Origin of the sequence: Wolbachia endosymbiont (group A) of Sympetrum striolatum (assembly GCF_947250715.1) — a bacterium.
Taxonomy (GTDB): Bacteria; Pseudomonadota; Alphaproteobacteria; order Rickettsiales; family Anaplasmataceae; genus Wolbachia.
Window position 1 is genome coordinate 116,727 of sequence record NZ_OX366342.1, and the last position, 14,457, is coordinate 131,183.

Consider the following 14,457-nt stretch of genomic DNA (forward strand, 5'->3'; position numbering starts at 1 on the left):
TTTTAGTCAAATAATGAAACAAGCGCAAGAGATGCAAAAAAAGCTTGCAGAAGCTCAAGAAAAATATGTTGGGAAAGAGTTTCAAGGTATTTCTGGTGGTGGCAAAGTTTCTGTATTAGTGGAAGTCATAAAAATAGTTAGCTATAAAGCTAAAAAGGTGGACATAGACTTAGAACTTATGAGAAATGAGGAAAAAGGTATAGTAGAGGATTTAGTAACAGCAGCGTTTAATGATGCCGTTAAAAAAGCAGAAGAAGATATGGCAAATGCAACTTCTGATCTTGCAGGTATGATGGGTTTACCACCTGGGTTTAAACTTCCTTTTTGAATTTACTACTGAAGTTTCTTTTAGTGTAAGTATTTCTTTTTTAATATTTCTAACGCCAGTACTTCTTCATATAATGCACCTATAGCTATCACAGCCCTACGTCATACCGCGGTTCATTCGCGGTATCTCATCCGCTAACATGTAGCGGGATGATGAGGTTATCGTCTGCTGCCACGAACCGTCATACCGCGATTCATTCGCGGTATCTCAGCCGCTAACACGTGGCGGAATGACAGCAGTCCTACGTCATACCGTCACGGTATCTCTAGATCCCGCTAACACGTAGCGGGATGACGGTTGTCAGGCTAGTACCTTCCCCTGTCATTCCAGTGCCCTGACTACTTGGATCCAGGAAACTTAACTTTAATGAACGTGTCAAGTAGGCTGCATAATAAGGACTAGATTCCAGTGTCAAGCACTGGAATGACATGGTGAGGCGTCATCCTGCTGCTCCTTTCTTGTCATCCCGCGCGGAATAATTAACCGTCATACCGCGATTCATTCGCGGTATCTCAGCCGCTAACACGTAGCGGAATGACAGCAAGTCCTACGTCATACCGTCACGGTATCTCTAGATCCCGCTAACACGTGGCGGAATGACAGCAGTCCTACGTCATACCGTCACGGTATCTCATCCGCTAACAAGCAGCGGAATGACGAGGTCTTTCGATAGTAAATCTTACCTATGTTAGCTATACCAAAAAATCAAAAGTCGTGTAACTCTATTTATTCATTAATAAAATCTTTGTCTTCTCCTAAAAATTAGTTAAAATGTAGAATATTTTGTGTTATTAAGTTAGCACTTGACTTAACTTTAGTTGTTACTTAGACTGCTAAAGTGGAATTTTAATTTTTTTTTACGAGGACAATTATGCATTATAAAAAGTTTTTTTCAGCAGCCGCTTTAGCAACGTTGCTAAGTTTATCAAACTCTGCTTTCTCAGATCCTGTTGGTCCAATAAGTGATGAAGAAACTAGCTACTACGTTCGTTTGCAATACAACGGTGAAATTTTACCTCTTTTCACAAAAGTTGATGGTATTGCACATAAATCAGGCAAAGACAATAATAGTCCCTTAAAAGCATCTTTTATAGCTGGCAGTGGTGCGTTTGGTTATAAAATGGACGACATCAGGGTTGACGTTGAAGGACTTTACTCATGGTTGAATAAAGATGCAGATGTAGTAGGTAATACAGTTGCAGAAAGCTTAACAGCAATTTCAGGATTAGTTAACGTTTATTACGATGTAGCGATTGAAGACATGCCTATCACTCCATATGTTGGTGTTGGTGTTGGTGCAGCGTATATTAGCACACCTTTGGCAACTGCTGTGAGTAGTCAAAATGGTAAATTTGCTTTTGCTGGTCAAGCAAGAGCTGGTGTTAGTTACGATGTAACTCCAGAAGTCAAACTTTACGCTGGAGCTCGCTATTTCGGTTCTTATGGTGCTAACTTTGATAAAGCTGACAAAGACGGCAAAGGGGAACTCAAAGTTCTTTACAGCACTGTTGGTGCAGAAGCTGGAGTAGCGTTTAATTTCTAGTCTATCTCAATCTTGTTATCCCAGTGGGTTTTTTCTTGTCATTCAAGTAGCATGACACTGGGGTGGCTTTGTTGCATAGCGTTCAGAAAAACTAGTGATTACTGACTAAATTCATTATAAAATGACGATTTAAGGATAAATATGCCACAAAAAATGAGAGTCAGTAACCAAAACGAATATAACAAGTTTCTAGAAAAAAGAGGAAATATTTTTCATGATATCAACGAAGCCATAGAAAATTGGTATGAAATTGGGCCAAAATGCAGGGTGGCAACAATATTTACAGCAACAAAGTGGTAATTTTGATACATATAATAACCCATCTGTTCAGAATAGGTTTGAGACAAACAGTCGGGTTTATAAAATGATATTTGCAACGTAATTGGTATGCCTAAATTTGAAATAGTCGCATAAAATTATTTACTCTGGAAAAAACTTACGTTGCTATGCAACAAAGCCATCCCAGTGTCTGCTGCTTGCATAGCATTTATCTACTAAAACAATGGTCATGCAAGAGACTTTGCTTGGATGTGTGATATAATTTAAATTGTAAGGTCTAAAAAATACTAGCATGAATGAAGTGATAACATTTGGTTGTCGTCTAAATTTTTACGAGAGTGAGTTAATCAAAGAAGCATTAAAAAAAGCAGAAAGAAAAAATGTTGTTGTGGTACATAGCTGTGCAGTGACAAACGAAGCAGAACGCCAAGTAAAGCAAAAAATACGTAAGATCTATAAAAACGACCCAAGTAAAGAAATTATCGTAGTTGGTTGTGCTGTTCAGTTGGATCCAGAAGTTTACAGTAGCATTCCTGGTGTAAGTAAAGTGCTCGGTAATCAAGATAAGCTAAAAGCTGAAAATTACTTACTAAATGACGATAAAATCTTAGTCAGTGATAACCAAGTAAACAAATCAGAACCTGTTCTAATTAATGGATTTGAAGATAAATCAAGGGCATTTATTGAAATTCAAAATGGTTGTAATCATAGCTGCACATTTTGCTCAATTACTGAGGCAAGAGGGAATAATCAATCTGTGCCAATAAACAGTATTATAGAGCAAATTAGGATCTTTGTAGAAAATGGATATCAAGAAGTAGTGTTTACAGGTGTTGATATTACTGACTTTGGTACAGATTTGTTTGCCAAGCCATCACTTGGTTCAATGATTAGGAGAGTTTTAAAAGATATACCAGAGTTGAAGAGGCTAAGACTTTCCTCTATCGATGTTGCTGAAGTTGACGACGAATTAATGGATTTAATAGCTAATGAGTCAAGACTTATGCCTCATTTACATTTGAGTCTACAATCTGGTAATAATTTAATACTAAAGAGAATGAAGCGTCGTCACAACAGAGAACAAGTAATAGAATTTTGTCATAAAATGAAGAGCTTGAGGCCTAATATAGCATTTGGCGCTGATATTATTGCTGGATTTCCAACAGAAACTGATGAAATGTTTCAGGATACAGTTGATTTACTGAAAAAAACAAATATAGTTTACCTACATGCTTTTCCATATTCAGAGCGGAAGAATACACCTGCTGCACGAATGCCACAAGTACCAGAGAATGTGCGTAAAGAACGAGTAAAAAATTTAAGAGAAATGAATAGAGAAATGATGAGTAGCTTTTATCAATCTTTGATAGGCACTGAACAAAGTGTTCTGGTTGAGCAAAATAATGTCGGTAGAACAGAAAATTTTGCATTAGTAAAGCTTGAATCAAAAGCTCAAGCCAAGAGTATTGTGAAAGTTAATGTTAAAGGAGTGGAAAATAATTATCTAATTGGAAATATTCTTTCTTAATTTTTGTACATTAAAGAAATATATGATATAGTAGTTATACTATAAATGATAATTATGGGTTCATTTGTGATAACTAAAATATCTATTACTTTATTTTTGATTTTCATTCCATGTGTCTATTTTTTTATTACTTATATTAGTAATACACACATTGAGCAAGTACAACTCTTAAAACTAGAAACGGACAATAATGAAGATGTAATGCATTCTGAAGAGGTTACTGAGAAAAAAATACTAATAAATGATTTAAAATATCAAGAACTTGAAAGTAGTCCTACTGAACAACCTTCTATTCTCCAAGTAGCTGATCAGAAAAATATGTGGTCACGTATTGCAGATCAAGCTGATAATGAGCAGCCTACAAAAGAAAAATCAAAAAAACTTGATTTTTATGTTAGTGCTAACGGTGGTAAGGTATACCATGATAATTCAGAAACATTTGTAAAGGGTATAAAGGCAATAGGGGAGAGAGTCCTAACTTTAGTTGAAAGTCATTATGGTTTTATGATAAAAAATATAGTGGCAAATGAAATTAAAAGCATAAAAGAATTTAATGGTAAAATTGATTTCCAATGGGTTAACAGCATATCTTTAGGTTACTATGCTGGAGAAAATGGCCGAGTTGATTTTGAAGCCATGTATTCTAGAGCCAATATTGAAAATAGTAATTCTCCTCTGGTATTTGATAAATCAGCAAGTATATTTGCGTTTTTGTTAAACTTATATTATAATCCCAGCTTTCAGGATACGCAATTTGCTCCATACATCGGCCTTGGTATAGGACCAACAGTTTTTAGATTAAAAAGAATTAATGGATCACCCCAAAGTTCAATGCCACTTAATGTTCCTTGGTTTGCTTATCAAATAAAGCTTGGTATTAACTATTCAATAATCCCAGAAGTCAAAACCTTTCTCGGCTATCGTTACTTTAGCGTTCCGATACCTGTTGCAGATGACATATCCACTCATAATATTGAAGTTGGTTTGATATTTAATTTTTAGTAGTGATTTAATATATATATAAATTCTTATCTTTTCTATCTAACAAACCAAATGTTGGTACGATTGTTGCTTTTAAAAAAATGACAGTTTCTACTGTTCTAATGTTATTCGCTAGCCTTTTTGACTTCTGATGTAATGTAGCTTTAAAGCTTTGCTTATCTTCCCTATGTTCTATAAGCCCGCCGATTACCATAATTTCACCGCTCTTAATTTTTAACATAGAGTTCATTTCTCTGATTTCAACAATTGGAATGTCGCTATTTAATTTCATTTTACTCTGCTGTGCGATGTACTCTATATCTGGATCTTTAATGTAGCCGTTAATTCTTGATAAAGTTGGATGTATATCCATGAATATTTCACTAGTATCAATGTTAATGCTTGGGTGGATTATTAGCACAACACCTATTGGAACACTATTCATCTTGGTAATTAAGGTCTGATTAGAATTTCTAGTATCTTTTTGTATGTCGGAAGTAAAATAAATATGGTTTTTAGTAAATGAAATCATCGCTTGCTGATTATTTATAGCATGTACTCTGGGGCTTGAAATTACAGTTGAAGTGCCAAATTTGTCTAAATTTCTTACTAAATCTCCTAGATCACTCGCACCAAAGTTCATTGCTAGGTTAATAATGGAGTTATCTTGATTTATTATAGACTTAGTTCCATCGCGTAAGTCATTTAAGTTTATACCAGAAAGATATTTGTCATCTAACACAACTTCAACTATTTTTGCCTCTATCATTACTTGAGAAGACGCTAATTTCTTAACCTTATTAATATATTCTTCAACAGCTTTATGGATATCTTTTCTAGCATTCAAAATAATAACACCAGCTTCTCTGTTGGATGAAAGGAATTCGCCATCATCCACCCCGTTAACATCCATTATTGCATTCAAGCCTTTTTCTAATGAATTCCATAAGTCACTACTGTATTGAGACTTCATAACATTGTTATAGTCCCTATCAGTGTGACTTCCATCACTGTTAGTAATATTGTTACTAATGACGAAACTGCTTTGAGCAGAATGTTGAATATTAATGAAGTCTGCGTAATAATTTTGCGCGTATGGCAAGTCCTGCTCAATTCTAATTACACCATTGCTTGTTGAGTAACGCAATTTGGCGCTATTTGCTATACTCTGAATTACTTCATTTATATTCTTATCTTTTAGCTTTAAAATAATATTACCTGATATTTTTGGGTCTATATCCAAGTTAACGTCAGAAAGTTTTCCTATCTCAATCAGCAAATCTTTTACTGATACTTCTTCACTAACATTAATAGAAATAAGCTGATTACTGATTGTGAGATCGGGAAACTCTATTGGTAAAGGCATAATTTCTGGTATTGCCGGTTCATTAATCTCCAAAGAGGTGTTGTATTGCTGCAACGAATAATCGTGCTCACCTATATCATGATGATCTTCGTTGCCTATATTAGTGAGATGTTGCTTAGTAGGCAGGTGTGTGCAAGAAATAATGAAGAGGAGTATTAAGCATTTAAAAATAGCCATTAGAACAGCATATAGATCTATACTAATAGATTTCTATAAAAATATTAAAAATGTATTTAATTTCGTTTTCATCGAGCAGATAATTGTCATATATTAGCTTGACCTACACTGGCTATAGCTAAACTGACTTAGATTTACCGACGATTTGAAAAACCGTCATCCCGCTACGTGTTAGCGGGATCTAGAGATACCGTGACGGTATGACGGTTCGCGGCGGTATAGTAACTCGTCATTCCGCTACTCGTTAGCGCCGTGGCGGTATAGCTATATATGTTTTTTTGTACGCCCCTCTTGTACTTAAATGTAGAGTAAGTTTTCCAGCATAGCCTTAGTTTTTTTATATATTTTACTTCTTTCTCTATATTTAATAATAGGCTTAAAAATAAATGGTAAGCCTATAATTGTTAAGCTTAGAGCTAGGGTTGAAAGTATACAACAGGCTTTGTGTTTACTATGTAGCTCTTTCAGGTAAAGCATCAAAAATCTACAAAATTTTTTGTAATTTTCTTCGATGTTTTTTTTGCTATGAGCCTTGCTAATGAATATATCTATTGCGGTATGACCGTTATTACACTTAATGTTAAGGTCTGCACCTTTTTCTGTTAACAGCTGAGCTATATCAAAATAATCCTTTTGAACAGCAAGATGTAGAGGTGCAAAACCTTGTTGCTCACAAATGTTCATATTGGCTCTAACTTCCAATAACATTTTCACAATTTTTGTATGGCCTTTTTTAACTGCCAGTAGCAAGGGAGTTCTGTTACATTTAGTAACAGCATTAATGTTTACCTTAAGCTTCAATAAGAGCTTAACTGTTTTAGTGTTACCATTATGGCTAGCTTTATGCAGCCTGGCGTTGCCATTAAAATCTTGATCATTTGCATCTATTCCTTTTGATACAAGAAATGTTACCATTTTTCTATTATTATGCTCAATAGCGCAATCTAATGCATCAAAACCATGGTTGTTTTTTGTGCAAAAAAGCTCTTTAAGTTTAATTTCATCGTTACTTGCTTGCTGTCTTTTTGCAATAAGTTTAACTATTTGCATTTTGTTGTTATACGCTGCTAGGAAAAGCGTAGTGTTATTTTCTGCATCTTTGGCTTCTATATTTGCACCTTTCTTTATCAGATATTCTATAATTTCTGCTCTGCTGTCATAATGTGCAGTGCATTGATAGATAGTTAAAAACAAAGGAGTGCGAAAATTGTTATCTTCACATTCGAGATTTGCTCCGCTATCAATTAAAATTTGGACGCTTTTTTTAGAACCGTATAGTGAAGCTATATGAAGAGGAGTATAGCCCTCTTTGGCGTCTTTTTCATTAATTTTTGCGCCTTTTGTTATCAAAAAATCTATTAATTCCGTGTCATCTTGTAGTGCAGCAAGGTGCAGTGGAGTGAATCCATTTTTATCCTTGGAATTGATTGTCAGTTGATTAACAAAAAGTTTAGCAATTTTCTTGTGTCCATGCATAATGGCGTAATGCAGTGGGTTTCTATTTTCGTTGTCTACGACATTAAAATCAGCTTCGTGCTCTAGCAATGATTTTACTCCAACTAAATCGCCTTCTTTTGTGAACTTATGCAAGAGAGTGATTCCACTTGCATCTTTTGAGTTAATATCAAATCCATTTTCTACTAATTGGTTTATATCTTCCTCACGCGCCATATCACTTAAGTCTCTAATTGAACCCTTTTCGCGTTAATAATACTCCTACTTGATTAAGTTTAAATGAATCTGTGAGAAATGGCTAGGATACTATGCATTCTTGCATAACAAACTTTTGGCAGCGCGTTGGATGAAACAAAAAAACCACTTGACAAACTCCTCCAGCCCCCTTATTATGACAATAAGGGTATTTATGAATCAAAACTTGTTTTTGACCTGCAGGCTCAATGACAAAATTCAGTAAAAAACTTAGGGTATTTTTTGGCGGATTACATAAAATTATAGCGGCTGCATGTCTTTTAAATTTTTTCTACATTCAGCCAAACCGCGCTTAAACTAAGCGTCAGCACATTATTACAGCGCCACTTACAGTAATATAGAGTCAAAACTCGCTACTCGGGGCTTCTTTTGCCTTTTTTTTCATTTGGTAAATTTCTTAAATATTTGTAGCTAAAAGAGCCCAAGAGAGGTGTCATTCCAGTGCTCCTTTTTTTGTCATCCCAGTGCCCAGAAATTGGGATCTAGCTAAGTTGGTGAGTATAAAAGTAGCCGTTTTATGTTAAAATACAACGTTTTGATGATTATGAAAAGGCTGGATTCCAGTGTCACGCACTGGAATGACAAGAAGAGGGCACTGGGATCTAGCTAAGTTAGTGAGTGAAAAGTAGCCGTTTTATGTTAAAATACAACGTTTTGATGATTATGAAAAGGCTGGATTCCAGTGTCACGCACTGGAATGACAAGAAGAGGGCACTGGGATCTAGCTAAGTTGGTGAGTATAAAAGTAGCCGTTTTATGTTAAAATACAACGTTTTGATGATTATGAAAAGGCTGGATTCCAGTGTCACGCACTGGAATGACAAAAAAAGGAGCACTGGAATGACAAGAAAGGAGCTACTCGGATGACAGGAGAAAGGGGCACTGGAATGATACTATTATAGAGTGAACCAGTGTCTGGGCACTGCCGTCATAAAGGAACCAGTGTCAGCTACTTGGATGACACCATCCTTTTTTCTGGATCCCAGTGGGCTTTGTTGTATAGCTACTTATGAAGAGGGCAAATGGAAGAAATTCATTTGCCCTCAAACTGTGCCTTGCGATCCTTAAAAGGAAGAGTAGATGGATCTTTCACCTCACTATTCACCTCAGTCACTGTTGTTGCAGGAGGAGCTTGAGGTCCTGTTTGTAAATTAGCAGGCTTAGGAGGTATTGGTGGCTTTTCTGTATTTGGTTGGTGGCTTGGCAAAGCTGCAATTTTAGGATATTGTTGATCCACATCATCAGATCTATAACCACTCTCGGGAGTGCTTGTTCCTTTTTCATCGTCTGATTGGTGGTTTGGATGTGTTTGATGTTCATCTTCCCATTCACTATTAAGTGTACGATTTTGATCGTCATCTTCGTCATCACTATCACTCGAATAATTTGCTTTAAATCGAGACTGAAGCTTTTTGGACAAAACATCTATAAGATTTTTTGGTTGCACATCTTCCAGTTTATTTAACCTCTCTTTCTCCCTCTTGTCAGACTCTTTCTTGTTCGTGAGTTTTGTTCCTTTTTTTATTGCCTTAAGCAAATCATTATTAGCTTTAGGCATACTAGGACCACCAGTTTCCTTTAGTTTTACATTCTTTATCCCTGCGAACATATCATCATCCTTGGTTTGCATCGTAAGCTTGGGAGCTGGTGCACCACTTGCTTGATTCAATTGCTCAGGAGTTTGCATAGGAGGAGGTGGTGGTGGTGGTGGAGTACCAGTTAATGGAGGAATTGCTACACCAAGTGTTAGCTGATGTTGTGAAAGAGTAGGCGTACTTGACTTATTCTTCAGATCAGTACCATTTTCACACACAGATTTTTTTGTTGGTTCTGGAAATTCACTATGTTGTTGGTCAGACTGATCAAATTCTTTTCCACTCAGATCTATTTTTTTCTCATTACCAGCTATAGAAATGGCCCGTTTAATAAGATATATCACTGAAGCTAATGCAACAACCGTAGAAACAGCAAAAATTGCTAAAGGAACTGCTGCAATGGCACCAGAACCAGAAATTGCTGTAATAACATAAGGAAGATATTGACCAGCTGTGAAACTAAATGCAGATAATGATAAAACAGCAATTAAAGGACCAAGATTTGATGTACGCATTTTTTACTTCACTTGTTAATGATAATTTAATAATAGCTAGATTATCATCATTCGTCAATAGTTTATGACTAAATTAATGTTTATATTAAGATAATACACGACAAGTAATAGCCATAATATTTATAGTTACTTTTCAAGCATGTATTGAAATATCTCATTAGCCATAGCAACATCTTGGCGCGGGGCTTTGCCGTGTTCTATAAACACAGAGATTGCGTAGCGCGGGTTATGGTAAGGACCATAAGCGATAAATAACTTATGACTTTCACCCTTAGAGTTTATCTCTGGTGTACCGGTTTTGCCGGCAATTTGTATGCTGCTTAGCCCTTTTCTATAGTTAGAATTCACCACGTCAAACATAGCTTTTCGAATTATGCTAAAATGCTCATAATCTACATCAATGTCAGGGAAATTTTGCACTGTATTACTCATTTCAATGTGGGGAATTACCTCTTTTCCTGTTGCAATCCTCGCTGCAAGAACTGCAAGCTGCAGTGGTGTTGTAAGCAAATACCCTTGTCCTATAACTAAGTTGATAGTGTCACCTAAATACCACTGCGAATATAGTTTTCGTGCGCGCCAATCTCTATCGGGCAACAATCCCGGAGCTTCTTCCTTAAACGTTCCAATCAGCGACCCACCGCCAATACCAAATTTTCTGGCCATTTCCACCAGAGAGTCTACACTTATTTTTTTTCCTATGTTATAAAAGTAAGTGTTGCATGATAATGCCATTGCCTCATTTAAAGATACATACCCATGGACTTTGCTTTTCAGGCAACGAAATTTCCGCTCACCTATTTTCATATAGCCCTTACACGAGAATTTCTCTTCTGGTATTATTATCCCGTCTTTTAAACCCGCAAGCGCAACTATTACTTTAAATATTGAACCAGGTGGAATTTGATACGACAATGCACGATTCACAAGTGGTAATGAAGGAGTATTCAAGCTTTCCCAAGTCTCATTTGATAGTCTGCTAGCAAAAAGATTATTATCGTAAGAAGGTGAATTATATAGTGCTAAAATTTCTCCGTTACTTACATCAATTACCACTGCGGAGCCTTGGTGATCTTTAAATACCTTTGCGATTTTCTCTTGCAGATTAATATCAATTGTTAGCTGTATATCTTGTCCGTCTTGTTGTGGTATGCTTGATAATTCTTTTATGACGCGTTTTTTAGAATTTATTTCCTGCTCAGATTTTCCTGACTTGCCTTTCAATATATGATCATATGTATATTCAATACCGCTGATTCCTACTTCGTTTATGCCTTGCTGTCTTTTTGTATATCCAATTACATGAGAACATATTGAACCAAACGGGTAATAACGTTTATAAAGAGCAGTTACTTTTGTTTCTGACGATCTTGCTATTTTAGACTCGACTTCTGATAATGTTTGCAAATCGACCTCCTCACCAGAAGTTTTTTGCCCATCAAACAGAACAACATACGAAATTTTGTTTACCGCAAGTTCAGTGCTATTCCTATCTAAAATTTTGCCCCGCTGAGGCATAATAGTAGCGACTCTTATTCTATTACTATTAGATAGTGCTTCGTACTTTTGTCTGTTTCGTATTTGTAAATTATATAACCTATAGCTAAAAATAGCGGAAATGGTAAGCTGAATACCACCTAATATGAATGCTCTGCGGTTAAAGACTTTGTTTTTTGTCCACATAACATTCCTTCAAAACGCACTTTTTCCCCCTCTTTTATTGTTACACTTCTGGCTTTTACCGTATTACAAACCCTTTCCTCCCACTCACTTAAGGTAACAAACTTGTAACCCGATTTTTTTAGTATTTTAATAATATGAGGTAAAGCTTCAATTGTGTTTGATCTGTTATTGTGATCATGAAACAGTATAACTGCTCCATTATGTACATTACTTAAAACTCTTTCAACTAAAGCTTCTGGTTTATCACCTTGCCAATCTAGCGAATCAACTGTCCATAATATTGAATACATATTTAATTGATCAGTATTTTCAATCAGATTATCGTCATGACATCCATATGGCGGGCGAAACCATTTTACATCTTGTTTTATTGCATTTTTAATTGCTGTATTTGTCTTTTCCAATTCTTGCAATTGTTCCTCACTTGAAAGTGATGTCAACTTCCTATGCGACCAAGAGTGATTGCCTAACTCATGACCTGCTTCATGGATTTTCTTTACTATCTCATATGTTTTTTTATTTATACGTTCACCAAGCACAAAAAACGTTGCTTTTGCTTCATAGCTTTCCAGAACATTAATAATATCGTTTACTCTATTGTTGGAAGGCCCATCATCAAACGTAAGCGCAACAAACTTATCGTCGTTATTCAACAATTTTTTTATATTACTTAAATTTCTATATGATAGATCCAGATTACAACTGAGCCCACAGTATGGTAAATTAAAATTACAATCACCACAGAAAACCGCGCTTGAGTATAGCAAAAGAAAAGTTATTATCCTTATAAACATTTTCTAATCAGCAAAGTGATAGGATACTATGCACTTTTTTGCTAAGTTAAGCCATCTTTAATTGCTGTAGCCTTTACTTCATCACTTCTTTAATATATTATATTAACAATTTTATATAATATATTATGATTGCAAATATAAATACCGTTGCGCTTCAGGGAATTAGCACAGTAAATGTCAATGCACAAATTCATATGGCAAATGGTATTCCAGCTTTTAAAGCAACAAGGACAACATTGCAAATTTAGAGTTCAAGAGGGTTATTCCTCGAGAACTCCTGCGTCAGAAAGCTGGCGTTGAATTTGTATATAATGTTGATCTTGGAGGTTTTTATGAATAATAGTGAGAGAAAAGAGAAATTAGAAACTCGTATTCTATCAAGCAGAGGTAGGTCTTTGCTTGACCATGAGCTACTGGAACGTAATCTATCTGCATACACAGAAGGAAGAGAAGTTGCCAAAAAGCTAATGGAGCTCTTTAGTAGTTTAGGAAGGGTAATTAATGCTGATCTTCACGAGCTAAAAAATGTTACAGGAATGAACGATGGAGCAATAGCAAATATCTTTTGCCTGAAAGAGATTTTCGATAGGATATTGAAAGGTAAGTTAAAAAAGCTGTCGATTCTTGATAATAGAGAAGAGCTACTAAAATACTTTAAAGCAGCAATAGGACAGTCAAGAAAGGAAAGCTTACGAGTGGTATACTTAGATCGAAGTGGTCATTTAATATATGAGTATATTCAAGACTGTGGAACTATAGACAGAGTACCTCTGTATGTCAGGGAAATAATAAAACAGGGATTACTGATTGACGCATCATCTGTTGCAATTTCACATAATCATCCAAGTGGAGATATAGAGCCATCTAAAGAGGATGAAGATAACACACTTACATTAGCTGCAACCTGTGAAAATGTAGGAATGAAATTAATAGATCATATAATCGTAACACAGAAGAGCCATTTTAGTTTTTATGACAGTGGTTTATTGTAATCTGTAGACTGGAAGGAAAGTTCTCTAGCTTTCCTTCTTTTTTTCCACTTCATAAATTAAAAAATTCAATATAAGCTTGAACAGCTAAAATTAGTAATAAAAAGTGGAATTAGGCAAAAAAATAAAGGAACTTAGGTTATACTGTGGTTTAACACAAACTGAGTTAGGAAAAAGAATAGGTGTTTCATATAGGCAGATACAAAGGTACGAAAATGGTTCAAACCACATTTTGGCTAGTAGACTATACGACTTAGCAAAAGCTCTATCGATTAATGTGGATGATTTTTTTACTGATGTGCATGACGACTCACATGAAGCTTATGATGAGGAGATATTAAAATTAGTCAAAGGATACAATGAAATTAAGAGCAAAAGGTTACGTAGTGTAGTTTATATATTGGTAAAATCTTTTTCTCAAAGTATATTATCTGATACGTAAAATGACCATACAACATCCTATCGATAAGCAAATAGGTGAAAGAATAAGGAAAAGAAGGCTAGTATGTGGTTTTAGCCAAAGGGACTTAGGAAAAAAGCTTGGAATTTCATTTCAGCATATACAAGGATATGAAACTGGAGAGGTAAGGCTTGTAGTTGATAGATTGTATAATTTGGCAGAAGCTTTGTCTGTTGATATGTCATATTTTTTTACCAAAGCCTCTGAAGACTTGCATGATAAGGCCTTCCGTAGCGATGTGGGCAGCGAAGAAATATCAAGATTAGTAAGAGAATATAGAAAAATTAAAGATGAAACATTGCGTGATATTGTGCATTCAGTGATAAAGGCTCTTGCTAACAAATAGTACAAATTTTAAAGTTCAGGTATTTTTTATAATATAAAACACTTCTACAAGCAATACTAATTAAAGTAAATTATTTATGGTAAATTGGATTAAGTTTTAAAAACCACTTTACTTTGTAATAGTTAACCATTTATTTCTGATATACAAGTAGCTATGTGAAACA

The 14,457-nt window shown here is 35.3% G+C and carries 14 protein-coding genes and 1 pseudogene; 9 read left to right on the forward strand and 6 right to left on the reverse strand.

The genetic code is table 11. The features are described 5' to 3' along the window. The first annotated feature begins 13 nt into the window (after positions 1-13). A complete protein-coding gene (locus tag OOK87_RS00620) occupies positions 14-328 on the forward strand; it encodes a YbaB/EbfC family nucleoid-associated protein (protein ID WP_319803105.1) in 315 nt (104 codons plus the stop codon). 265 nt (positions 329-593) lie between these two features. Here OOK87_RS00620 and OOK87_RS00625 read toward each other — a convergent pair whose 3' ends face one another. Next, positions 594-758, reverse strand: coding sequence for a hypothetical protein (locus OOK87_RS00625; RefSeq protein ID WP_264687755.1), 165 nt, complete (start codon positions 756-758; stop codon positions 594-596). 441 nt (positions 759-1,199) lie between these two features. On the opposite strand from OOK87_RS00625, the gene OOK87_RS00630 reads away from it, so the two are divergent. The 4 genes and pseudogenes from OOK87_RS00630 (at position 1,200) to OOK87_RS00645 (ending at position 4,680) form a co-directional block, all read left to right on the forward strand. Then, the gene (locus tag OOK87_RS00630; protein ID WP_264687756.1) at positions 1,200-1,871 is read left to right on the forward strand and encodes a P44/Msp2 family outer membrane protein; all 672 of its coding nucleotides are present in this window, start codon (positions 1,200-1,202) and stop codon (positions 1,869-1,871) included. Between the two features lie 141 nt (positions 1,872-2,012). Further along, positions 2,013-2,236, forward strand: a pseudogene (locus tag OOK87_RS00635) (transposase); the annotation flags it as partial. A 206-nt stretch (positions 2,237-2,442) separates the two neighbouring features. Then, positions 2,443-3,678: a tRNA (N(6)-L-threonylcarbamoyladenosine(37)-C(2))-methylthiotransferase MtaB gene (mtaB, locus tag OOK87_RS00640; protein ID WP_253309241.1), complete on the forward strand. Its 1,236-nt coding sequence runs from the start codon at positions 2,443-2,445 to the stop codon at positions 3,676-3,678. A 66-nt stretch (positions 3,679-3,744) separates the two neighbouring features. Next, complete coding sequence (locus tag OOK87_RS00645) at positions 3,745-4,680, forward strand: outer membrane protein (protein ID WP_253309242.1); 936 nt, start codon at positions 3,745-3,747, stop codon at positions 4,678-4,680. Between the two features lie 7 nt (positions 4,681-4,687). On the opposite strand, the gene OOK87_RS00650 is transcribed toward OOK87_RS00645, so the two are convergent. The 5 genes from OOK87_RS00650 to OOK87_RS00670 all read right to left on the reverse strand — a co-directional run bounded on the left by OOK87_RS00650 (position 4,688) and on the right by OOK87_RS00670 (position 12,499). Next, positions 4,688-6,202, reverse strand: a complete 1,515-nt coding sequence (locus OOK87_RS00650; protein ID WP_253309243.1) for a secretion system protein — start codon at positions 6,200-6,202, stop codon at positions 4,688-4,690. 297 nt (positions 6,203-6,499) lie between these two features. Then, the gene (locus OOK87_RS00655) at positions 6,500-7,873 is read right to left on the reverse strand and encodes an ankyrin repeat domain-containing protein (RefSeq protein WP_264687758.1); all 1,374 of its coding nucleotides are present in this window, start codon (positions 7,871-7,873) and stop codon (positions 6,500-6,502) included. 1,072 nt (positions 7,874-8,945) lie between these two features. Further along, on the reverse strand, positions 8,946-10,022 hold the full coding sequence (locus tag OOK87_RS00660; RefSeq protein ID WP_264687760.1) for a hypothetical protein: 1,077 nt from the start codon (positions 10,020-10,022) through the stop codon (positions 8,946-8,948). A 126-nt stretch (positions 10,023-10,148) separates the two neighbouring features. Next, the gene (locus tag OOK87_RS00665) at positions 10,149-11,705 is read right to left on the reverse strand and encodes a penicillin-binding transpeptidase domain-containing protein (protein WP_264687761.1); all 1,557 of its coding nucleotides are present in this window, start codon (positions 11,703-11,705) and stop codon (positions 10,149-10,151) included. Continuing rightward, on the reverse strand, positions 11,660-12,499 hold the full coding sequence (locus OOK87_RS00670; protein WP_265016630.1) for a polysaccharide deacetylase family protein: 840 nt from the start codon (positions 12,497-12,499) through the stop codon (positions 11,660-11,662). The genes OOK87_RS00665 and OOK87_RS00670 overlap by 46 nt, the downstream gene beginning before the upstream one ends. A gap of 125 nt (positions 12,500-12,624) precedes the next feature. Between OOK87_RS00670 and OOK87_RS00675 the strand changes: the two genes are divergently transcribed. The 4 genes from OOK87_RS00675 to OOK87_RS00690 all read left to right on the forward strand — a co-directional run bounded on the left by OOK87_RS00675 (position 12,625) and on the right by OOK87_RS00690 (position 14,294). Then, on the forward strand, positions 12,625-12,747 hold the full coding sequence (locus tag OOK87_RS00675) for a hypothetical protein (RefSeq protein ID WP_255317433.1): 123 nt from the start codon (positions 12,625-12,627) through the stop codon (positions 12,745-12,747). Positions 12,748-12,831: 84 nt separating this feature from the next. Further along, positions 12,832-13,491, forward strand: coding sequence for a JAB domain-containing protein (locus OOK87_RS00680; RefSeq protein WP_264687763.1), 660 nt, complete (start codon positions 12,832-12,834; stop codon positions 13,489-13,491). A 103-nt stretch (positions 13,492-13,594) separates the two neighbouring features. Then, on the forward strand, positions 13,595-13,930 hold the full coding sequence (locus OOK87_RS00685) for a helix-turn-helix domain-containing protein (protein ID WP_264687764.1): 336 nt from the start codon (positions 13,595-13,597) through the stop codon (positions 13,928-13,930). Position 13,931: 1 nt separating this feature from the next. Beyond that, a complete protein-coding gene (locus OOK87_RS00690) occupies positions 13,932-14,294 on the forward strand; it encodes a helix-turn-helix domain-containing protein (RefSeq protein WP_264687765.1) in 363 nt (120 codons plus the stop codon). Positions 14,295-14,457 lie beyond the last annotated feature (163 nt).

What these genes read in the sequence shown, in the direction of transcription:
- OOK87_RS00620 (WP_319803105.1), top strand. Translation starts at nt 14, where the DNA reads ATGAAACAAGCGCAAGAGATGCAAAAAAAGCTTGCAGAAGCTCAAGAA.
- OOK87_RS00630 (WP_264687756.1), top strand. Translation starts at nt 1,200, where the DNA reads ATGCATTATAAAAAGTTTTTTTCAGCAGCCGCTTTAGCAACGTTGCTA.
- OOK87_RS00675 (WP_255317433.1), top strand. Translation starts at nt 12,625, where the DNA reads ATGATTGCAAATATAAATACCGTTGCGCTTCAGGGAATTAGCACAGTA.
- OOK87_RS00670 (WP_265016630.1), bottom strand. Translation starts at nt 12,499, where the DNA reads ATGTTTATAAGGATAATAACTTTTCTTTTGCTATACTCAAGCGCGGTT.
- OOK87_RS00690 (WP_264687765.1), top strand. Translation starts at nt 13,932, where the DNA reads ATGACCATACAACATCCTATCGATAAGCAAATAGGTGAAAGAATAAGG.
- OOK87_RS00650 (WP_253309243.1), bottom strand. Translation starts at nt 6,202, where the DNA reads ATGGCTATTTTTAAATGCTTAATACTCCTCTTCATTATTTCTTGCACA.
- mtaB (WP_253309241.1), top strand. Translation starts at nt 2,443, where the DNA reads ATGAATGAAGTGATAACATTTGGTTGTCGTCTAAATTTTTACGAGAGT.
- OOK87_RS00665 (WP_264687761.1), bottom strand. Translation starts at nt 11,705, where the DNA reads ATGTGGACAAAAAACAAAGTCTTTAACCGCAGAGCATTCATATTAGGT.
- OOK87_RS00625 (WP_264687755.1), bottom strand. Translation starts at nt 758, where the DNA reads ATGTCATTCCAGTGCTTGACACTGGAATCTAGTCCTTATTATGCAGCC.
- OOK87_RS00655 (WP_264687758.1), bottom strand. Translation starts at nt 7,873, where the DNA reads ATGGCGCGTGAGGAAGATATAAACCAATTAGTAGAAAATGGATTTGAT.
- OOK87_RS00680 (WP_264687763.1), top strand. Translation starts at nt 12,832, where the DNA reads ATGAATAATAGTGAGAGAAAAGAGAAATTAGAAACTCGTATTCTATCA.
- OOK87_RS00660 (WP_264687760.1), bottom strand. Translation starts at nt 10,022, where the DNA reads ATGCGTACATCAAATCTTGGTCCTTTAATTGCTGTTTTATCATTATCT.